Raw genomic sequence first — 19,528 nt, 5'->3', positions numbered from 1 at the left:
GGCCATGACCAACCGTAAAATCCTCCTTGTTGGCGCGCATCGCATTGCCATTCTGCTATTCGTTCTGTTTGCACTGTTTCCGATTTTCTGGCTGGTGAAGGTTTCCGTCACACCCAATGATCTGCTTTACAGCGAAGGCGTGCGGCTATGGCCATCGCGTATGACGTTCGATCACTTCAGCCATGTGTTGAATAACAGCTCATTTCCGCTGTTTTTCCGCAACAGCCTGATCGTGTCCGGCTCAACTGCCATTATTGTTACGCTGCTGGCATCGCTCTCCGGCTATGCGCTGTCACGTTTCAACTTCCGCGCCAAATACTGGATTGTGGCGCTGATGCTACTGACGCAGATGTTTCCGCTCGTGATGCTGATCGCGCCAATCTACAAGATCATGGCACCGCTCGGTCTCACCAATAGCCTGATCGGCCTTATCATCGTCTATTCGGCATTCAATGTGCCTTTTGCCACCTTCCTGATGCAATCGTTCTTCGACGGCATTCCGAAGGATCTCGAAGAAGCCGCCAAGATCGACGGCGCAACGCAGTTCATGGCTTTCCGCCAGATCATTCTGCCGCTGACTCTGCCCGGTATTGCAGCAACGCTAGGCTTTGTTTTCACCGCAGCGTGGAGCGAGCTTCTGTTCGCGCTGATGCTGATTTCCGGCAATGATTCAGCCACGTTCCCGGTCGGGCTTTTGAGCTTCGTCTCAAAATTCTCGGTCGATTTCGGACAGATGATGGCAGCGGGCGTGCTCGCGCTGATCCCGGCCTGTCTCTTCTTCTTCCTCATTCAACGATATCTCGTGCAGGGCCTCACGGCTGGCGCGGTCAAAGGCTGAAAGGATTTTTCCCTATGGCTTCCATCGATATTCAGTCAGTCCGCAAAAGCTATGGCGAACATGCTGTTCTGCACGGCGTTGATCTTGAGATCAAAGATGGCGAATTCATTGTGCTGGTCGGCCCGTCAGGCTGTGGCAAATCCACATTGCTGCGCATGATTGCTGGCCTTGAAGACATCACCGCCGGCCAGGTGCAAATCAGTGGCAAGCGCGTCAATGAACTGGCACCCAAAGACCGCGATATTGCTATGGTGTTTCAGTCCTATGCGCTCTACCCGCATATGAGTGTCGCCGACAATATGAGCTACAGTATGCGGCTGCGCAAAACGCCTAAAGAAAAGATTGCAAGCGCCATCAAATCGACCGCCGCCAAACTTGGGCTAGATCCTTTGCTGGAACGTCGCCCGAAGGCGCTTTCAGGCGGCCAGCGTCAACGTGTTGCCATGGGCCGCGCCATTGTGCGTCAGCCCAAGGCCTTCCTCTTTGACGAGCCACTTTCCAACCTCGACGCCCGCCTGCGCGAGCAGATGCGTGCTGAAATCAAGAAGCTGCATGGTGAGCTGAAAGCCACATCCATCTATGTGACACATGACCAGATCGAAGCCATGACTCTGGCCGACCGTATCGTCGCCATGCATGGTGGTGTGGTGCAGCAGGTCGGCTCTCCACTGGAGCTTTATGACCGCCCGGCCAATCTCTTCGTGGCAGGTTTCATCGGCTCACCCGCCATGAATTTTCTCGATGTTACCTATCTTGAAAAGGATGGTGGCCCGCGTCTGAAACTCAAGGACGGCACGCTCATCGCGCTGCCGCAGCCGGTAAAACTCAAGGATGGCGCGAACGCCACGCTTGGCATTCGTCCAGAGCATGTGCATATCGAGAATTCAGCAGACCTGACGGCTGATGTCGATCTGGTCGAGCCGACTGGCTTCGGCATTATCCTGCATCTCAGCCTGCACGGATTGCCGTTCAAGATTTTCACGCTGGATCGCGATGCGCTTCATGCGCAGGGTTCTGTTCAGGTAAGCTTCCCGGCACAGCATCTCCATCTGTTCGATGGCGAAGGAAATCGCGTCGAGAGCGCTTAAACTGCATCCGAAAACCGCGCCTGAATGCTCTGCGAAAGCAGGGCAACGGGGCGGCTTTGATCACCAGCCTTGAGCCAGATCAGTTCTTCAATCTCACTGGAAGCGGCAGGCACCTGCCCTTCTTTCAGGGTGAGATGAAACAGCTCGGCTTCAACTGTGGAATCAAGTTCGTTGGCTGCAGGCGCTGACATTTTCGCAGCATAGCTTAACTGGCTTTCGTCAATGCGAATGCCAAGCTCTTCTTCGATCTCGCGGATTAGGGCTATTTCAGGCGCTTCGCCTGCATCAATCTTGCCACCGGGCTGGAAAAAAATCTCGCTGCCGCGCTTGCGCACGAGGAGGAAACGGCCCGCTTCATCACGGACAATGGCTGCTGCAATAAGAATCGTTTTCATGATGACGAAACATCGTCGCGAACACGCACACCGTCAAGAATGATTGCCGCAATGGAGCGCGCTGTCTGCTCGTAAAAATCCGGTTCTTCCGTGCGTTTGCCAAGTATGGCTGCGACCTGAACCGAGAAGTCGGAATAATGCTGCGTCACCGCCCAGATCGTGAAAATCAGGTGATAGGGATCAATCGGCGCAATGCGCTTCTCCTCAATCCAGCGATGAATGACCCGCGCTTTTTCATCAACCAGATCTTTCAAATGACCTTTCAGAAATTCGGTAATTGCCGGTGCGCCATGTAGAATTTCATTGGCAAATAGCCGCGATGCTTCTGGCCGTTTGGCCGAAAGCTCGAGCTTCTGCGCGATATAGTTTCGCAACTCCTCAAGCGGATCACCTTGCGGGTTGATGCTCTCAAACGGGCCAAGCCATTCTGTGAGTGTCTCTTCAAGAACCGTCACATAGATATTCTGCTTGCGCGGAAAATAATAAAGCAGGTTTGGCTTCGACATGCCTGCCTTTTCGGCGATCTGATCGACTGTCGAACCACGAAAGCCATAGGCGGAAAAGACATCAAGCGCTGCATCCAGAATAAGCCTGCGGTTGATCGCCTGAATGCGCGTCGCACCTTCCGCTTTCTCGTTTGCACCTGCTTCGGCGGGAGCTGTCGCATCTGTGACCATTTAACACCTTCTGACGAAGCAAAATTTCTTAAAACCGCTTGACCGTTGTCGAACGCTCTTCTAGCCTGCATTTTGACCAACTAGTCAAGTTTTTGCAAATACTGCAAGAAGATTGAGGCCAAAGAGCCGGGTCGCGGGAACAACATAACATGCGAAGCGCTGGCAGCAATGCCACAGCTTATGCATGCTTGAAATGTGGAGGCAGAGCATATGGCGCTCAGCAGCAATCCCAGTTTCAGCAATCTCAAGGTCGATGGTGATCGGCTATGGGACAGCTTGATGGATATGGCCAAAATTGGCCCTGGTATTCGTGGCGGCAATAACCGCCAGACGCTGACCGATGAAGACAGCGAAGGCCGCCAGCTTTTCCAGTCGTGGTGTGAAAAAGCCGGATTGTCGATGACCGTCGACACGATGGGCAATATGTTCTTCCTTCGCCCCGGCGAAGATGCGGATGCTGATCCGGTTTACATGGGCAGCCATCTCGACACGCAGCCGACAGGCGGCAAATATGATGGCGTGCTCGGTGTGCTTGGCGGACTTGAAGTCATGCGCACATTGAACGACACCAATATCAAGACAAAGCGCCCTATCGTCGTGGTCAATTGGACCAATGAAGAAGGCACGCGTTTTGCACCTGCAATGCTCGCTTCCGGCGTTTTCGCCGGTGTGCATGAGCAGGATTGGGCCTATGAACGCACCGACGCCAAAGGCAAGAAATTCATTGATGAGCTGGAGCGTATTGGCTGGAAGGGCGACGAACCGGTCGGCAAGCGCAAAATTCATTCGATGTTTGAGCTGCACATCGAACAAGGCCCGATTCTTGAGATTGAGAACAAGGACATTGGCGTTGTCACCCATGGTCAGGGACTGTGGTGGTTGCAGGTAACATTAACCGGAAAGGAAGCGCATACTGGCTCGACGCCTATGAAGATGCGCAAGAATGCAAGCGTAGGGCTGGGCAAGATGCTGCAGCTCGTCAACGAGATCGCCATGTCGCATCAGCCTGATGCTGTTGGCGGCGTGGGCCATATTGAAGTCTCGCCAAACTCACGCAATGTGCTTCCAGGCCAGATCGTTTTCACCGTCGATTTCCGTTCGCCGGATCAAAAAACCCTCGATGCCATGAAAGCGCGATTTGAAACTGAAGCGCCAAAAATCGCCGAAGAACTTGGCATCGGCATTGAAATCGAAGTGGCCGGACATTTCGATCCCGTCACGTTCGACGAGGGCTGCGTCACGGCTATTCGCAATGCAGCCGAACGGCTTGGTTATAGCCATCGCAACATCGTTTCAGGCGCCGGTCACGACGCCTGCTGGATCAATCGTGTAGCGCCTACCGCCATGGTCATGTGTCCATGCGTGGATGGTCTCAGCCACAACGAAGACGAAGATATTTCCAAAGAATGGGCATCGGCTGGCGCTGATGTGCTTCTTCATGCCGTATTGGAGACTGCTGAAATTGTAAGTTAGTTTTCAGCCGATCCAATACTGCTTAATGTTCGAAACAAAACCAAAAAGGGGAACGCGAACATGGTTAGTTCTGGGGCAAGTAAGGTTATCAAAGGCGGCACCGTCATTACGGCAGACCGCACCTTTAAAGCCGACGTTCTCATCGAAGGCGAGAAGATTGTTGCCGTGGGCGATAATCTGACCGGCGATGAAACCATCGACGCTTCGGGCTGTTACATCATGCCCGGCGGCATCGATCCGCATACGCATTTGCAGATGCCCTTCATGGGCACCTATTCATCCGACGATTTCGACACCGGCACCGCTGCAGCGCTTGCAGGCGGCACGACGATGGTTGTGGATTTCGTGCTGCCCGGACCGGAAGGCAATCTACTCGACGCGTTGCAGGAATGGTTCCAGAAGGCAGGCAAGGCCCGCACCGACTATTCTTTCCATATGGCGATCACCGGCTGGAGCGAACGCGCTTTCAATGAAATGCCGGAAGTGGTGAAGCGCGGCATCAACACCTTCAAGCACTTTATGGCCTATAAGGGCGCGTTGATGGTCAATGATGACGAGATGTTCGCATCGTTCCAGCGCTGCGCTGAGCTCGGCGCCATGCCGCTCGTTCATGCGGAAAACGGCGACATCGTTGCGCAATTGCAGGCAAAGCTGCTGGCCGCTGGCAATGACGGACCGGAGGCGCACGCCTATTCACGCCCGCCGGAAGTGGAAGGTGAAGCGACCAACCGCGCCATCATGATTGCCGATCAGGCCGGTGTGCCGCTTTATGTGGTGCACACATCCTGCGAGCAGGCGCATGAAGCAATCCGCCGCGCACGCCAGAAAGGGATGCGCGTTTATGGTGAGCCACTGATCCAGCATTTGACGCTCGATGAAAGTGAATATCACAATCGCGATTGGGATTATGCTGCGCGCCGCGTGATGTCGCCGCCATTCCGCGACAAGGTCAATCAGGATAGTCTCTGGGCGGGCTTAGCTGCAGGCAGTCTGCAATGTGTTGCAACCGATCATTGCGCCTTCACGTCCGAACAAAAGCGCCATGGCATCGGCAATTTCACCAAGATTCCGAATGGCACCGGCGGACTTGAAGAACGGCTGCCCGTGCTCTGGACGCGTGGAGTTCGCACCGGTCGTCTCACGCCCAATGAGTTCGTGGCTGTCACCTCAACCAATATTGCGAAGATCCTCAACATCTATCCGCGAAAGGGTGCGGTCCTACCGGGTGCTGATGCCGATATCATCATCTGGGACCCGGAGGCGACCAAGAAGGTTTCCGCCAAGACGCAGCACTCTTCCATTGATTACAATGTCTTTGAAGGTTTTGAGCTGAAAGGCCTGCCGGTAAAGACATTCTCGCGCGGTCGTCTTGCCTTCGACAAGGGGCATGTGACGGCGCAGCCGGGTGATGGACGTTTCGTTGAACGCGAGCCTAACGGCGCGGTCAACCGGGCTCTGTCGCAATGGAAAGAAATCGTCGCACCACGCAAAGTGGAACGCAGCGCCGAACATATGCCGATAGGGGTCTGATACATGGCTCTAGCTCAGCTTCGGGAAATGCGCATGAATTTGGAAAACAGCGTTGCCCCGGAGAGGGGCTTAAAAAATGCGCAGACCGTGATCGACATCAAGGATCTGTCACTGGTTTTTGAAACCAATGACGGTCCGGTTCATGCCCTGTCCGACATCAATCTCGCCATTCAACGTGGCGAGTTTGTTTCTTTCATTGGTCCGTCTGGTTGCGGCAAAACCACCTTGATGCGTGTGGTGGCTGATCTTGAACAGCCCACATCCGGCTCTGTAACCGTTAACGGCAAGACGCCTGAACAGGCGCGGCTTGATCGCTCTTACGGCTATGTCTTTCAGGCGGCGGCACTGTTTCCGTGGCGCACCATTGAAGACAATATCAGCCTGCCGCTGGAAGTGATGGGATATAGCGCGGCCGATCGCAAAGCGCGGATCGAAAAGAACCTTGCACTGGTGAACCTTTCGGGCTTCGGCAAGAAGTTTCCATGGCAGCTTTCCGGTGGAATGCAGCAGCGGGCATCGATTGCCCGTGCGCTGTCATTCGATCCGGATATGCTGCTGATGGACGAGCCGTTCGGCGCACTGGACGAGATCGTTCGCGATCACCTCAACGAACAGCTTCTCAAGCTCTGGGCCGCAACGCAAAAGACTGTCATCTTTGTAACCCACTCGATCCCGGAAGCCGTTTTTCTTTCGACCAAGATCGTCGTGATGAGCCCGCGCCCGGGCCGCATTCATGAAATCATCGACTGTGATCTCGGGCCGGATCGCACACTGGATATTCGTGAATCGGAAGCGTTTCTCAAAATCGCCCATCGTGTGCGCGAAGGCCTGCGGCTGGGGCATATTCATGAGTAACCAGCGGGGCCAAAAATTAGATGAAAGGGGGCTGACATGAGAGCCTTTTTTCGCGACAAATTCATTCCGGTGACGACGGTTCTGCTGGCGATCATCGGGCTTTGGTATCTGCTTGCGGTTTTTCTCAACGCTCCGTTTGAGCGCGATCAGGCAGAGCGGGCCGGAACCGAGATTTCTTTCTCGACAATTGCGGCCAATACGATGCATCAGGATCGCCCGGTCCTGCCTGCGCCGCATCAAGTCGCGGAAGAAATCTGGAAAACCGTCTTTGACGTGAAACCAAGCTCCAAGCGCAGCCTTGTCTATCATGGCTGGGTGACGCTCTCATCGACATTGCTCGGTTTTGTGCTGGGATCGGCGCTTGGTGTGTTGCTCGCGGTCGGTATTGTGCATTCGCGCACGCTGGACAAAAGCCTGATGCCGTGGATCATCACCTCGCAGACAATCCCCATCCTCGCCATCGCACCGATGATTATTGTGGTGCTGAATGCGATTGGTATTTCGGGCCTGCTGCCAAAGGCAATCATATCGACCTATCTCTCCTTCTTCCCCGTTGCGGTGGGCATGGTCAAAGGCCTGCGCTCGCCCGATGTGATGCATCTTGATCTGATGCGGACTTACAATGCATCTCGCAATCAGGTGTTCTGGAAACTACGCTGGCCTGCGGCCATGCCGTTCCTGTTCACATCGATGCAGATTGCAGTCGCTATCAGTCTGGTGGGGGCCATCGTCGGCGAGTTGCCAACCGGTGCAGTTGCAGGTCTTGGCGCGCGTTTGCTGGCGGGTTCTTATTACGGGCAGACGGTTCAGATATGGGCCGCCCTCATCGCAGCAGCCATCATGGCGGGGCTGCTTGTGGCACTTGTCGGGTTGATCGCACGCATCGTCAACCGACGTATGGGTGCGCGACCAGAAAGGGCGGCTGCATGATGATGAACGTCATAATCATTATCGCGCTGATTGCCGTTTCCTGGGCAATTGTGGGCTGGGTGGCAAGCCTCAAGGCGCGCAACCCACACGCCCAAAAACTGCTGGACATTGCCGTCCCTGCCCTCTTCGGCATAGCGATGCTTCTCCTTTGGGAAGTCACCGTTCGATTGTTTGCCGTGCCGCAGGTGCTCTTGCCAGCCCCGTCAGTCATATGGGCGCGGATTACGAGTTCGGTTCCGATCCTGTGGGCCGACTTTCAGCAGACCTTCATGAAGGCCGTCATCATCGGTTATATCGCGGGGTGCGGACTGGGTTTCATTACGGCGATCATCGCTGATCGCATACCGTTCTTGCGCAAAGGCCTGCTGCCGCTTGGCAATCTTGCTGCTGCCCTTCCGATTGTCGGCGTGGCTCCCATCATGGTGATGTGGTTTGGCTTCGACTGGCAGTCAAAGGCAGCGGTCGTCATCATCATGACCTTCTTCCCGATGCTCGTGAACACAGTTGCGGGACTTGCAGCAAGTGGTTCGATGGAGCGCGATCTGATGCAGACCTATGGCTCAAACTACTGGCAAACGCTCGTCAAGCTGCGACTGCCAGCGGCCATGCCCTTCATCTTCAATGCGCTCAAGATCAACTCCACATTGGCGCTGATCGGCGCGATTGTGGCCGAGTTTTTCGGCACGCCCATTGTCGGCATGGGCTTCCGTATATCCGCGGAAATCGGGCGCATGAATGTGGACATGGTCTGGGCCGAAATCTTTGTAGCCGCTCTTGCGGGGTCGCTCTCGTATGGGCTGATCGCGCTGATCGAGCGCAGAATGACATTCTGGCACCCTTCTTACAGGAGGGCTTAAGCCTGACGATTTGGCATCCGCCAACATAAGGCGGACCAAAGCGCATTCCGAAAAGTGGAAACCGGTTTTCGGGCAAAATGCGCGCAATAAAAAAGAACCAGAGGAGAACTGAGATGAAAAAGGCAATTTCTCTATGCCTTGGAACAGCCGGACTGGCACTGGCGCTCATGAGCAGCTCGGCAATGGCAGCTGACAAGCTGACCTTGCAGCTCAAATGGGTGACACAGGGGCAGTTTGCGGGCTACTACGTTGCCAAGGATAAAGGCTTTTATGAAGCCGAAAATCTCGACGTTGAAATCAAGCCGGGTGGCCCGGATGTGGCTCCCCCTCAGGTGATCGCCGGTGGTGGTGCTGACGTAGTGGTGGACTGGATGCCGTCTGCGCTCGCCACCCGCGAAAAGGGCGTTCCGCTCGTCAACATCGCGCAGCCATTCAAGAAATCCGGCATGATGCTGACCTGCCGCAAAGACACCAACATCACCAAGCCGGAAGACTTCAAGGGCCGCACGCTTGGCGTTTGGTTTGGCGGCAATGAATATCCGTTCCTGTCATGGATGAGCCATCTGAAAATCCCGACCGAAGGCGGCAAGGATGGCGTAACCGTGCTCAAGCAGGGCTTTAACGTGGATCCGCTGATCCAGAAGCAGGCCGACTGTATTTCCACGATGACCTATAATGAATATTGGCAAGTGATCGATGCCGGTATTCCGGCGGATCAGCTCGTCGTGTTCCCCTATGAAGAACAGGGCGTCGCTACGCTTGAAGACGGGCTCTACGTGCTCGATAAGAGCCTTGAAGACCCTGCAATGGTCGACAAGCTTGCCCGCTTTGTCCGCGCTTCGATGAAGGGTTGGCAATATGCGTCAGAACATCCTGATGAAGCCGCCGAGATCATTCTCGAAAACGACTCTTCCGGTGCGCAGACACAGGAAGTTCAGGAGCGCATGGTGAAGGAAATCGCCAAGCTGATTGACGGTTCTGACGGCACGCTTGATGTAGCTGCTGCCGACCGCACCGTCGAAACTTTGCTTGGTGGCGGCTCTGATCCTGTCATTACCAAGAAGCCGGAAGGTGCATGGTCCGCAAAGGTAACGGACGCGATGAAGAAGTAAACAAGGCAATTAGAGCGCCGGGCGTCCTATTGGACGACCGGCGCTCTGTCTCTTTAAATCCAGAGCATAATTTTACCTTAAACTGATCCAAGTTTAAGGAATTATGCTCTGAAAAGCCCGGTCTCACGACCGGGGTTTTACCGAGTATTTCTATCCAGAAATACTCTAGTCCTTTTCCGCACATCTCGTTCCGAAAACCGGTACCCACTTTTCGGGATGTGCTTTATTTCAGCTTTTCTTCCAAAGCGACTGCCCTGACCAGCTCGCGTTCAAGCCGTGCTTCTTCTTCAACCTTTGGCTTGGTGAAGCGTCCGAGCAGGAGATAAGCAACTGGCGTCACGAAAAGCGTGGCAATCGTTGCAAGACCAAGACCGCCAACGATAACCCAGCCGAGTGCGACACGCGCTTCTGCGCCCGCACCGCTTGCTAATACAAGCGGCACACCACCCAGAACCGAACAGATCATCGTCATACAGACCGGACGCAGTCGGATATTGGCTGCTTCCTCGATGGCCTGACGAACATTCATGCCTTTATCGCGCAACTGATCGGCAAATTCGACGATCAGAATACCGTTCTTGGCCATGATGCCGACCAGTAGCACAAGCCCGATCTGGCTATAGACGTTAAGGCTTGTGCCGGTGAGGATCATCGCAAACACAGCACAGCCGAGGCCCAAAGGCACCGTAGCCATAACGATCAGCGCACTGATGAAGCTTTCAAACTGAGCTGCAAGCACCAGCATGATGATGATGATCGCAAAGCCGAAGACGAGTGCAATGCCCGTTGAGGTTTCGCTCAATGTCGAGGCTTCTGCCAATGGAATGATATGCGCGCCGGGCGGCAGAAGTGGTGCAGCAATTTGCAACGCGGCAGCATATGCATCGCCCAAGGCAAAGTCGCTGCGAAGGTCGGTCGTGATTGCAACCGAGCGCAAGCGTTCTTCACGGTTCAACTGCGGCGGAACAGCCTTTTCAACGACAGTTGCTATCGAAGACATCGGGACATAGCGACCGTCAGTCGTCTTGAGGAAGACGTTTTCAAGATCGGTCGGATCGTTGATCGGGTTGGTGGTCGAAACGAGCTTCACGTCAAAGCTTCTGTCGCCCACGTAAACCGAGCCGATCTTGCGACCATCAAGAACAGACTGAACTGCATTGGCAAGACCGGTAATATCGATGCCGAGATCGGACGCGCGTTCGCGGTTGATTTCGACGGAAAGCTGCGGTTGCGTTGGTTCGACTGACAGGCGCGGCTGCACAAAGCGCGGATCTTTTTCGAGCGCTGCAACAATCGCATCCGTCGCTGGACGAAGCTTGGCGTAATCACTGCCAAGAACGGCAAACTGCAAGCCGTTACCTGCACCGCGAATACCAAGGCTATTTGGCTGAGCAGTGAAAATGCGGACCGCTGTAATCCCGCTTACGCGCGCGGTGATGTCGGCCATGATTTCCTGCTGCGTGCGGCTGCGTTCTTTCCAAGGTGCAAGTGTCAGCACGACAAAGCCGTTGTTTGAAGAACCACCAGAACCGGCAATCGCGTAAGTCGTCTGGATCTCACCGCTATCGCGCAAAGGCTGGATAGCGGTTTCGATTCTGTCGAGCTGCGACTGAAGATATTCTACGCTGATGCCTTGCGGACCGTTGATGCGAAGAAGCGCTACAGCACGATCTTCGGTCGGCGTCAGTTCCTGTCTGAGCATACCGAAACCGACATAGGATGCGCCAGCAAAGAGCACGGCCACCAGCACCACGATATATGGAGCCGAAAGACAGGCATGGAGGCTCCGGCGATAAAAATTCGCCAAGCCGCTGCCAATGCGGCGCAGGAACTTCGGGCCGTGACCGCCGCCTTCAGTAGTCTCCGCACCTTCCTTGAGGAAGCGCGATGCAAGCATCGGACAGAGCGTCAGTGCCACAATCGATGACAACAGAATTGCAATCGCCAGCACGAAACCAAATTCTCGGAACAGACCACCCGCCTGCCCCGGCAGGAAGGAAATCGGCACGAAAACGGCAACGAGCGTCAATGTCGTCGCGATAACCGCAAAGAACACTTCCTGCGTGCCAAGCACAGCTGCTGCACGCGGCCCCATGCCCTGATTGCGTCGTCGGACAATATTTTCGAGCACGACAATCGCGTCATCCACCACAAGGCCTGTGGCGAGCACCAGCGCGAGCAGCGTGAGAATATTGACCGAGAAACCCGTCAGATAAATCGCGGCAATCGTACCAATAAGGGCGACTGGCATGGCCAGAGCAGGGATAAGCGTTGCGCGGATATCCCACAGAAACATGAAGATAATCACGACCACGATAATGACCGAAGCAATCAGCGCGATTTCGACCTCATGGATAGCGCCATTGATGAAGCTGGCATCGTCACTGGTGACCGTCACGTCCACACCCGGTGGCAAGGTGTTCTTCAAATTTGCAACAGCGGCACGAACGCCTTCGGAAATATCGAGCGTATTCGACTGTGCCTGACGCACGATACCCAGGCCGATTGCTGTCTTCCCGTTGGAGCGAACAGCGGAGCTTTCCACATCCGGACCAAGCGTTACTGTTGCCACATCGCGGATTTGCGTGCGGCCTTTGATATAGACGTTTTCAAAATCCTCAGGCCGTTCAAGATTGGCCGTTGCACGAACCACAATTGACTGATCGGAACTGCGCAGCGAGCCGGCAGGGGCATCAAGCCCCATGGAAGACAGTGCGCTGGATAGATCCGCAATGGTCAGGCCATAACTTGCAAGGCGCGCCTGATTGATATCAATGCGGAAAATCTTGTCGCGATCACCATTGATCTGCACATCGGCCACGCCAGGAACAGCTGAAAGGACATCCTGGATCTGGTCTTCCACCAGCACCGTCATATCGTCGACGGCCATCGTGTCGGAGGTGACAGCGAGGCGCATTACCGGATCGGCATTGGAGTCGGCTTTGATGATGCGGGACGGGTCGGCTTCTTCCGGTACGTCGTTGGCAACACGCGAAATCGCGTCGCGCATGTCGGCGGCAGCGACATTGAGATCGACACCGTCGTTGAACTCGACTGTGACACGGCTGCGCTCGAAAGACGAAGACGAAGAAATCGTTTTAACGCCCGATACGCGGGCGACCGCGTTTTCGAGAACCTGCGTGAGCTGTCGGTCGATCGTTTCCGCCGAAGCACCACTAAAATCGGTGCTGATGGTAACGACAGGACGATCCACATCGGGCAATTCACGAATATCGACGCCAGTGAAGGCCGCCATACCCGCGACAATGATCAGAACGTTGATGACGAAGGCAAAGACCGGACGGCGGATGAAAAGCGCCGTCGATCCGCCATTGTTTCCGGATTTCGAATTAGGATTGCTCACGCTTTATCCTCACCCTGCAACGCGGCTTTTGGCGGCGGGATCAATGCGGGCTGTCCCCTGCTCGTCCTGCAGACGCACCGGCGCATCATCGCGTACGGTTTGCACGCCCTGCGTAACGATCATGTCGCCTTCTTTAACGGCGCCATCGATCAGGATATTGGTCGAGTTACGCTGCACGATGCGCGCGGATACTTTCTTTGCAACACCTTCTTCAACGCGCCAGACATAAGATCCATCTGCGCCCCACTGAATGGCCAGCGGATCAACAGAAGGATAACTGTTGCCCGGGAAAAGAACTGTGACCGAGAATGACATGCCCGCACGCAAGCGGTCCTGCTCATTGTTGATTTCGGCGCGCACATGCAGCGTACGGCTTGCCTCATCAAGCATGTTGTCCACGGCGTTGATTTCGCCCTTATCCGTTACGCCCGGAAAAGCGGTAGATTCTGCAGTAAGCGGCTGGCCGACCTTGATTTGCGGAGCAAAACGTTCAGGCACCCAGATGTCGATCAGCACTTTGGAGCGGTCATCAATTCGGGCAATGGATGTCTGTGCAGTGACATAGTTTCCAGCGTTTACCGGTAGAATACCGACAATACCGGTAATTGGCGCGCGCACGGTACGGCGGCTCAACGCAAGCTGCGCATCATCAAGAGCGAGCTTGGCATTGGACAGGGCCAGATCGGCTTCAACTTCCTGCACGACGGTTGCGGTATTTGTGGAGCGCAGCCGTGCAATACGCTGACGGGTGGTTTCAGCATCTTTCAGTGCGATCTGCGCTTTATTGACTGCAATCGTTTCGGTCTCATTGTCGAGGATCGCAATCGGATCGCCTGCCTTGATGGCATCGCCAGCCTTAACGAGCAGCTCATTCATATAACCGCTCGAATAAGGTGTGACAGAAACCGTGCTGAGAGCGCGGGCTGAACCGATGGCCGTCAGACGATTGTTGATTGTCTCTTCGCCTGCTGGCTCAACCACGACCAGCGGAGCTGCACGACCGGAAGATCCACCCGATTGCGCACCATGCTTCTGTTGCCCAGAGGCTTCACCCGAAGCCGTCTGTGTCGAAGAGTCTTTGTTTTTATATATGTACCAGCCGCCACCGGCGACAATAATGATAAGCAGGCACAGAACAATCTGCTTCCAAGACTTCATTCAACTCTCCGGCAAGGCATTGTCGCTTAGGCAACGCGCCTCTCATTCAAATCATTCATATTCAGGTTGGGCGCAGGATATGCAGAAAACAGTATCAAAATAATGATCGCCCCAATAGGTTGCATCGGAATTGCAACAATCGAAGCGTCACGGATTTTCCCATTTGCGAGTTTGCACAGACCGATTCAGCACGTCGAGTTAAATTTCGGTAATGCTTGCGGCCAACTTCTTTCAATCAATTTAGACAAAGGCCGTTGGAATTAACTTGCGCCTCCATATATAGAAGACGACATTTATATGTATCGCATTGTGTGAGCTTACTGAGATTGGGCACGGCCGCATTGCAGCCAGACAGCCTGTCAATTTGGATTTAACGTATGGCGGCTGTTGAAAAGACCATGGATACGGCTGGTGTCGTCGCGGATGCGGCCACACATTCACCAACTATGGCTTCACCACAGGATGACAAGACCTCACCGATCCATTTTACGCGTCTGCGCTGGCGTAACCGGCTTTCGAGCAAGCTTCTCATTCTCACCGCACTTGCCGTTCTCATTGCAGAAGTGCTGATCTTTGTTCCATCCATCGCGAATATGCGCGTACGCTGGATGAGTTCGCGCCTTGATACAGTGGATGCTGTCAGCGAAGTGCTGATTGCAAGCGGCAACATCAATATTCCGCGCGAAGTGCAGGATAAGGTGCTGCTTGCGACCGGCACCAAGGCAATTGCTTTGCGTGAAGCGGGCGCATCGCATCTTCTGGCAATGAGTGAAATGCCCGGCAATATCGATCAGGTGGTCGATCTCAATAATATAAGTGAAGCTGCAGCAATCTGGGACGCGTTTGGAACGCTCTTTAACGGTGGTAATCGCACTTTGCGCATATATGGCTCAAACCCGCCATCCGCCAATCCGGGACGTATCATCGAAATCGTCACTTCCGATGCGCCGCTTCGCCATGCCATGCTGAGCTATGCAACCAATGTTGCAATCATCTCGCTTCTTATCTCGGTCATTGCCGCAAGCCTCATCTATCTCATCATCCATGAGATGCTGCTGCGTCCCGTCCGTCTGATGCATCGCAATATGATCGATTTTGCATCCGCGCCTGACAATCCGACGCGAATCCTTGTGCCCGAAAACCGCAAGGATGAGTTCGGCATTGCACAAAGGCAGATCGCGCATATTCAAAGTGATCTGCAGCGTACCCTGAAAGAGCAGAAACATCTGGCCGATCTCGGTCTCGCTGTTTCCAAGATCAATCATGACATGCGCAATATTCTGGCCTCCGCACAGCTCATGTCGGACCGTCTTGCTGATACCAGAGACCCCATGGTTCAGCGCTTTGCGCCGAAGCTCATTCACACGCTGAGCCGCGCCATCAACTATTCAGAGAGCGTGATGGCCTATGGCCGCTCGCAGGAAGCACCGCCTGCGCCGCGCCGCGTGCAGCTTGCCACGGTCATTCTCGATGTGCAGGAAACACTTAATCTCAACAAGGAGAGCGGCATCGAGTTCGAAAACCTCATTCCGGGTGATTTCGAACTGAATGTCGATTCCGAGCAGCTCTTCCGTGTGCTGCATAATCTGTGCCGGAATTCGGTGCAGGCAATGGAGCGCGATCAGCGCAGCGATGTGTCCACCGTAAAGCGCCTCACCCTTTCTGCAGGCAGAATCGGAACCACGACAATCATCGGCGTGGAAGATACCGGCCCCGGCCTGCCGCAAAAGGCGCGCGACAATCTCTTTACCGCCTTCAAGGGCTCAACACGCAGCGACGGTACGGGGCTTGGCCTGGCAATCGCGCAGGAACTGGTTCGTGCGCATGGTGGCACGATCGAATTGCGCGAAGATCGTCCGATCGGTGCACATTTCGAGATTCGCCTTCCCGACCTTCCAAACTGGAATGACAGACGAAGCAGTCGATCTGAGAGCGAAGTCGCCTGATTTTTTACAGCGCAGCCAAAAAAATGTGCGTGAAATCAGAATGTTGCAGCATGTGATTCCTGCCCATGACTGCCTTCATACGAGTGCAGCGCAGGCTTTTCCCGCTATGAGTTAGTTTTCCACGCTCTAATACACAGAGGAAAAGCCCGGAAATCCGGGCTTTGACAAGAAAACTTCACAGAACTTCATTTTTTTCTCAGAAGACGCTTGCATTTAGCAATCTGTCCGATTATCAACCGCCCATCGCCGCAGCAGACGCGGCACAGGCAAGCACCCGTAGCTCAGCTGGATAGAGCACCAGACTACGAATCTGGGGGTCAGAGGTTCGAATCCTTTCGGGTGCGCCATTCTTCTTCAAAGAAAATAAGATAGAAATTGTAACAGTTAGCCAACAGGCTTTCTGTTTAATTTCAATGATTTGCGGTTTTGGTCCGCTTATCCTAAAACATCCCGACATTTGAGATGCCGCAGTTCTTTGCGCGAGAAAGTTCGTGTGTAACGCGCTCGAATGCGTTTGCAGCAATGCGCGAATGAACGCATCAGACGTCAAGTTTTAGTTTGATTTTTGTGTGTGGGGAGACGCGTTTTTGTTCCCACTTTGGGAAGAAGACTGGTGCTGCGAGAGAGGATTGAACTCTCGACCTCTCCATTACCAATGGAGTGCTCTACCACTGAGCTACCGCAGCATTCTCTTGAACGCGGCGGACTTCTGACACATCATTACGCAAATCGCAAGCAACTAATCGCAATTATTTTCACATAATGTGGAAATCCCCTGTCAACCGCCACAGAAGGCGCTTTTCCCGCGCATTTTGCCGTAGTAAACACCCCTCATGAGCGAAGATAACACCCACGACGAGAAGAAAAATCAGGCGGACAGGCGCAAAAAGCGGCTTGCAGAGGAGCTTCGGGCGAATCTGATGCGTCGCAAAGCGCAAACCCGTTCGCGTCGTTCCGGCGATGCCGATGAACGCAACACCGGTATTACCGCTGGCAAAGACGACACCGATTAACGTGCGATTCAATTTTCCGGAATAACATATCAGGCGGAACGAAAACGCAGCCGGCAAAGCCTTCCTTGAAGATAGGGAGCAGCTGCGGTAAAAGCGCAATTCAATCTTGCTGGCGTTGCCGTACGACTATGATTCGTGACCGACGTAATTCCGCCGTAAGAACAGTCATTTCATACAGCAGCACCGCGGGCCTCAGAGTCGCGGCACTTGCAAATATCGATTGCCGGGCAATAGCTTCGGCCCAAAAGGTGAAACAGCATGGATCGCATCAAAATCGTCGGCGGCAACAAGCTCAATGGCGTCATTCCTATCTCTGGCGCGAAAAATGCAGCGCTGCCTCTGATGATCGCCTCCCTCCTCACCGACGATACGCTGACGCTTGAAAACGTGCCGCACCTCGCCGATGTCGAGCAGCTGATCCGCATTCTTTCCAATCACGGCGTCGATTATTCGGTAAACGGCCGCCGTGAACATCAGAACGGCGCCTACTCGCGCACCATCCATTTCACAGCCCGCAATATTGTCGATACCGTTGCTCCTTATGAGCTGGTTTCCAAGATGCGCGCGAGCTTCTGGGTCATCGGGCCACTTCTGGCGCGTATGGGCGAAGCAACCGTTTCTCTGCCAGGCGGTTGCGCCATCGGCACGCGTCCGGTTGACCTCCTTCTTGAGTGCCTTCAGGCGCTCGGTGCTCAGATCGACATCGAAAATGGTTATGCCAAGGCGCGCGCGCCACAGGGCGGCCTTATCGGCGCACGCTATCGCTTCCCGAAGGTTTCGGTCGGCGCAACCCACGTCATGCTGATGGCAGCCGTGCTTGCCAAGGGCGAAACGATTATTGAAAATCCTGCGCGCGAACCGGAAGTGGTCAATCTGGCCGACTGCCTCAACGCAATGGGTGCAAAAATCACCGGTGCAGGCACCGAAACGATCCATGTTCAGGGCGTGACCAGCCTTTCTGGCGCACGCGTTCGCGTCATTCCTGACCGTATCGAAACCGGCACCTATGCCATGGTTGTTGCGATGACCGGCGGCGATGTGCTGCTCGAAGGTGCAGAAGCAAGCCAGTTGACCGCAGCACTCGACACGCTGCGTCAGGCCGGTGCCGAAATCACCGAAACCAATAGCGGTCTGCGTGTTGTTCGTAATGGCCACGGCATTCAACCGGTTGATGTGACCACCGATCCATTCCCTGGCTTCCCGACCGATCTTCAGGCTCAGTTCATGGGGCTGATGACAAAAGCAAAGGGCACCTCGCGCATTACTGAAACGATTTTCGAAAACCGTTTCATGCATGTTCAGGAACTGGCACGTCTTGGTGCGAAGATTTCGCTTTCCGGCCAGACTGCAACTGTTGAAGGCGTGGAACGCCTCAAGGGCGCACAGGTTATGGCTACCGATCTGCGTGCATCTGTTTCGCTTGTTATCGCGGGTCTTGCTGCCGAAGGCGAAACCATCGTCAACCGCGTCTATCACCTTGATCGCGGCTTTGAGCGCCTGGAAGAAAAGCTCTCGCGCTGCGGCGCGAATGTCGAGCGCATCAGCGGTTAAAGCATTTCCAGCAAAAGTGCGAAGCGGTTTTGCGTAAGGATAATGCGTAAAAACAAAAAAATTGAGCGGTTCCAACGATTCAATATCAACTGGAACCGCTCTGAAGAGCCGAAAGCCGGAATTGCCAAAAGCATTCCGGCTTTTCTTTCATTCCGGGCTTATTAATCAACAGGCTGAAAAGCCTGTCGATTTTTTTGTGCTGGCATGTAAAGTTGCTGACACGTCATCTGAAAATAGCAGGGAACGATAACAGATATGGAAATGTTGAAGCTTGTGGCGCTGGATGAAGAAGATTTGCAGGTCTTATCCGCCCATCTTCAAGATGCAGTCCTGAAAGTATCAGACCTGCAGTATCTGGCAGCGGATAAGCGCTTCGTTCTCACCGCCAATCGCTTTGCGTGGGAAGAATCGAAGCCCAAACTGTTCCGCAAGCCGCAATATCAGCGTCGCCGCACCACTTTGCATTTCAATCGCGTAACCGCAGTCAAAGGCAGCGGCATCGACCGGCAGAAAACGGAAGAAGTGCTTTCGCTGCTCGCCATTCGCTTTGTTCCCGGCGAAGCACCTGCCGGAACATTGGAACTGACTTTCTCGGCAAATGGGGCTATCCGTCTGGATGTAGAATGCATTGAAGCGCAGCTAACGGATCTGGGGCCTGCATGGGAAACAAATTCCCTGCCGCGACATGACGCCTGATTGCTGCTCAAAACCGCTTCACATACCTGATGGGCACCGCCCAGA

Annotated in this window: 16 protein-coding genes and 2 tRNA genes; 13 read left to right on the top strand and 5 right to left on the bottom strand. The window is 54.4% G+C overall.

Annotated features, from left to right (window positions below; translation table 11 throughout):
• Nucleotides 1–4 precede the first annotated feature (4 nt).
• Nucleotides 5–838, top strand: a complete 834-nt coding sequence (locus CEV34_RS08710) for a carbohydrate ABC transporter permease (RefSeq protein ID WP_007873457.1) — start codon at nt 5–7, stop codon at nt 836–838.
• 14 nt (nt 839–852) lie between these two features.
• Nucleotides 853–1,926, top strand: a complete 1,074-nt coding sequence (locus tag CEV34_RS08705) for an ABC transporter ATP-binding protein (protein ID WP_007873456.1) — start codon at nt 853–855, stop codon at nt 1,924–1,926.
• Here CEV34_RS08705 and CEV34_RS08700 read toward each other — a convergent pair.
• Nucleotides 1,923–2,321: an NUDIX hydrolase gene (locus tag CEV34_RS08700; protein ID WP_007873455.1), complete on the bottom strand. Its 399-nt coding sequence runs from the start codon at nt 2,319–2,321 to the stop codon at nt 1,923–1,925. The two genes, CEV34_RS08705 and CEV34_RS08700, sit on opposite strands and share 4 nt — an antisense overlap.
• On the bottom strand, nt 2,318–2,998 hold the full coding sequence (locus tag CEV34_RS08695) for a TetR family transcriptional regulator C-terminal domain-containing protein (protein WP_007873454.1): 681 nt from the start codon (nt 2,996–2,998) through the stop codon (nt 2,318–2,320). The genes CEV34_RS08700 and CEV34_RS08695 overlap by 4 nt, the downstream gene beginning before the upstream one ends.
• 210 nt (nt 2,999–3,208) lie before the next feature.
• Here CEV34_RS08695 and CEV34_RS08690 point away from each other — a divergent pair, with 210 nt between their 5' ends.
• The 6 genes from CEV34_RS08690 (at nt 3,209) to CEV34_RS08665 (ending at nt 9,755) form a co-directional block, all read left to right on the top strand.
• On the top strand, nt 3,209–4,471 hold the full coding sequence (locus tag CEV34_RS08690) for a Zn-dependent hydrolase (protein WP_007873453.1): 1,263 nt from the start codon (nt 3,209–3,211) through the stop codon (nt 4,469–4,471).
• 60 nt (nt 4,472–4,531) lie between these two features.
• On the top strand, nt 4,532–6,001 hold the full coding sequence (hydA, locus tag CEV34_RS08685) for a dihydropyrimidinase (RefSeq protein ID WP_007873452.1): 1,470 nt from the start codon (nt 4,532–4,534) through the stop codon (nt 5,999–6,001).
• A gap of 33 nt (nt 6,002–6,034) precedes the next feature.
• A complete protein-coding gene (locus tag CEV34_RS08680) occupies nt 6,035–6,856 on the top strand; it encodes an ABC transporter ATP-binding protein (protein ID WP_007873451.1) in 822 nt (273 codons plus the stop codon).
• A gap of 36 nt (nt 6,857–6,892) precedes the next feature.
• Nucleotides 6,893–7,786, top strand: coding sequence for an ABC transporter permease (locus CEV34_RS08675; RefSeq protein ID WP_007873449.1), 894 nt, complete (start codon nt 6,893–6,895; stop codon nt 7,784–7,786).
• Complete coding sequence (locus tag CEV34_RS08670; RefSeq protein ID WP_007873447.1) at nt 7,783–8,643, top strand: ABC transporter permease; 861 nt, start codon at nt 7,783–7,785, stop codon at nt 8,641–8,643. Before CEV34_RS08675 ends, CEV34_RS08670 begins: the two co-directional genes overlap by 4 nt.
• A 113-nt stretch (nt 8,644–8,756) precedes the next feature.
• Entirely contained in the window at nt 8,757–9,755 is a 999-nt protein-coding gene (locus tag CEV34_RS08665; protein WP_007873445.1) for an ABC transporter substrate-binding protein, read from the top strand.
• Between the two features lie 223 nt (nt 9,756–9,978).
• On the opposite strand, the gene CEV34_RS08660 is transcribed toward CEV34_RS08665, so the two are convergent.
• Complete coding sequence (locus tag CEV34_RS08660) at nt 9,979–13,119, bottom strand: efflux RND transporter permease subunit (protein WP_007873444.1); 3,141 nt, start codon at nt 13,117–13,119, stop codon at nt 9,979–9,981.
• A gap of 9 nt (nt 13,120–13,128) precedes the next feature.
• The gene (locus CEV34_RS08655) at nt 13,129–14,277 is read right to left on the bottom strand and encodes an efflux RND transporter periplasmic adaptor subunit (protein WP_007873443.1); all 1,149 of its coding nucleotides are present in this window, start codon (nt 14,275–14,277) and stop codon (nt 13,129–13,131) included.
• 377 nt (nt 14,278–14,654) lie between these two features.
• Here CEV34_RS08655 and CEV34_RS08650 point away from each other — a divergent pair, with 377 nt between their 5' ends.
• Together CEV34_RS08650 and CEV34_RS08645 are read left to right on the top strand one after the other, a co-directional pair.
• Nucleotides 14,655–16,223 carry a sensor histidine kinase gene (locus tag CEV34_RS08650; protein WP_007873440.1) on the top strand — a complete coding sequence of 523 codons (1,569 nt, stop codon included), beginning with the start codon at nt 14,655–14,657 and terminating at the stop codon, nt 16,221–16,223.
• Nucleotides 16,224–16,493: 270 nt separating this feature from the next.
• A tRNA-Arg gene (locus CEV34_RS08645) sits at nt 16,494–16,570 on the top strand.
• 264 nt (nt 16,571–16,834) lie between these two features.
• On the opposite strand, the gene CEV34_RS08640 is transcribed toward CEV34_RS08645, so the two are convergent.
• Nucleotides 16,835–16,909, bottom strand: a tRNA-Thr gene (locus CEV34_RS08640).
• A 147-nt stretch (nt 16,910–17,056) separates the two neighbouring features.
• Here CEV34_RS08640 and CEV34_RS08635 point away from each other — a divergent pair.
• The 3 genes from CEV34_RS08635 (at nt 17,057) to CEV34_RS08625 (ending at nt 19,483) form a co-directional block, all read left to right on the top strand.
• Nucleotides 17,057–17,236, top strand: coding sequence for a hypothetical protein (locus tag CEV34_RS08635; RefSeq protein WP_007873438.1), 180 nt, complete (start codon nt 17,057–17,059; stop codon nt 17,234–17,236).
• A 258-nt stretch (nt 17,237–17,494) separates the two neighbouring features.
• Nucleotides 17,495–18,787 (top strand): UDP-N-acetylglucosamine 1-carboxyvinyltransferase, encoded by a 1,293-nt coding sequence (gene murA / locus CEV34_RS08630; protein ID WP_094543520.1) that lies wholly within the window; start codon nt 17,495–17,497, stop codon nt 18,785–18,787.
• A gap of 255 nt (nt 18,788–19,042) precedes the next feature.
• On the top strand, nt 19,043–19,483 hold the full coding sequence (locus CEV34_RS08625; RefSeq protein ID WP_007873432.1) for a DUF2948 family protein: 441 nt from the start codon (nt 19,043–19,045) through the stop codon (nt 19,481–19,483).
• The last annotated feature ends 45 nt before the right edge of the window (nt 19,484–19,528 follow it).

Source organism: Brucella pseudogrignonensis, assembly GCF_002252525.1.
GTDB lineage: Bacteria > Pseudomonadota > Alphaproteobacteria > Rhizobiales > Rhizobiaceae > Brucella > Brucella pseudogrignonensis.
Note: the sequence above shows the minus strand (reverse complement) of the source record. Positions and strands in the feature narration are given on the sequence as shown.

What these genes read in the sequence shown, in the direction of transcription:
- CEV34_RS08710 (WP_007873457.1), top strand. Translation starts at nt 5, where the DNA reads ATGACCAACCGTAAAATCCTCCTTGTTGGCGCGCATCGCATTGCCATT.
- CEV34_RS08705 (WP_007873456.1), top strand. Translation starts at nt 853, where the DNA reads ATGGCTTCCATCGATATTCAGTCAGTCCGCAAAAGCTATGGCGAACAT.
- CEV34_RS08700 (WP_007873455.1), bottom strand. Translation starts at nt 2,321, where the DNA reads ATGAAAACGATTCTTATTGCAGCAGCCATTGTCCGTGATGAAGCGGGC.
- CEV34_RS08695 (WP_007873454.1), bottom strand. Translation starts at nt 2,998, where the DNA reads ATGGTCACAGATGCGACAGCTCCCGCCGAAGCAGGTGCAAACGAGAAA.
- CEV34_RS08690 (WP_007873453.1), top strand. Translation starts at nt 3,209, where the DNA reads ATGGCGCTCAGCAGCAATCCCAGTTTCAGCAATCTCAAGGTCGATGGT.
- hydA (WP_007873452.1), top strand. Translation starts at nt 4,532, where the DNA reads ATGGTTAGTTCTGGGGCAAGTAAGGTTATCAAAGGCGGCACCGTCATT.
- CEV34_RS08680 (WP_007873451.1), top strand. Translation starts at nt 6,035, where the DNA reads ATGAATTTGGAAAACAGCGTTGCCCCGGAGAGGGGCTTAAAAAATGCG.
- CEV34_RS08675 (WP_007873449.1), top strand. Translation starts at nt 6,893, where the DNA reads ATGAGAGCCTTTTTTCGCGACAAATTCATTCCGGTGACGACGGTTCTG.
- CEV34_RS08670 (WP_007873447.1), top strand. Translation starts at nt 7,783, where the DNA reads ATGATGATGAACGTCATAATCATTATCGCGCTGATTGCCGTTTCCTGG.
- CEV34_RS08665 (WP_007873445.1), top strand. Translation starts at nt 8,757, where the DNA reads ATGAAAAAGGCAATTTCTCTATGCCTTGGAACAGCCGGACTGGCACTG.
- CEV34_RS08655 (WP_007873443.1), bottom strand. Translation starts at nt 14,277, where the DNA reads ATGAAGTCTTGGAAGCAGATTGTTCTGTGCCTGCTTATCATTATTGTC.
- CEV34_RS08650 (WP_007873440.1), top strand. Translation starts at nt 14,655, where the DNA reads ATGGCGGCTGTTGAAAAGACCATGGATACGGCTGGTGTCGTCGCGGAT.
- CEV34_RS08635 (WP_007873438.1), top strand. Translation starts at nt 17,057, where the DNA reads ATGAGCGAAGATAACACCCACGACGAGAAGAAAAATCAGGCGGACAGG.
- murA (WP_094543520.1), top strand. Translation starts at nt 17,495, where the DNA reads ATGGATCGCATCAAAATCGTCGGCGGCAACAAGCTCAATGGCGTCATT.
- CEV34_RS08625 (WP_007873432.1), top strand. Translation starts at nt 19,043, where the DNA reads ATGGAAATGTTGAAGCTTGTGGCGCTGGATGAAGAAGATTTGCAGGTC.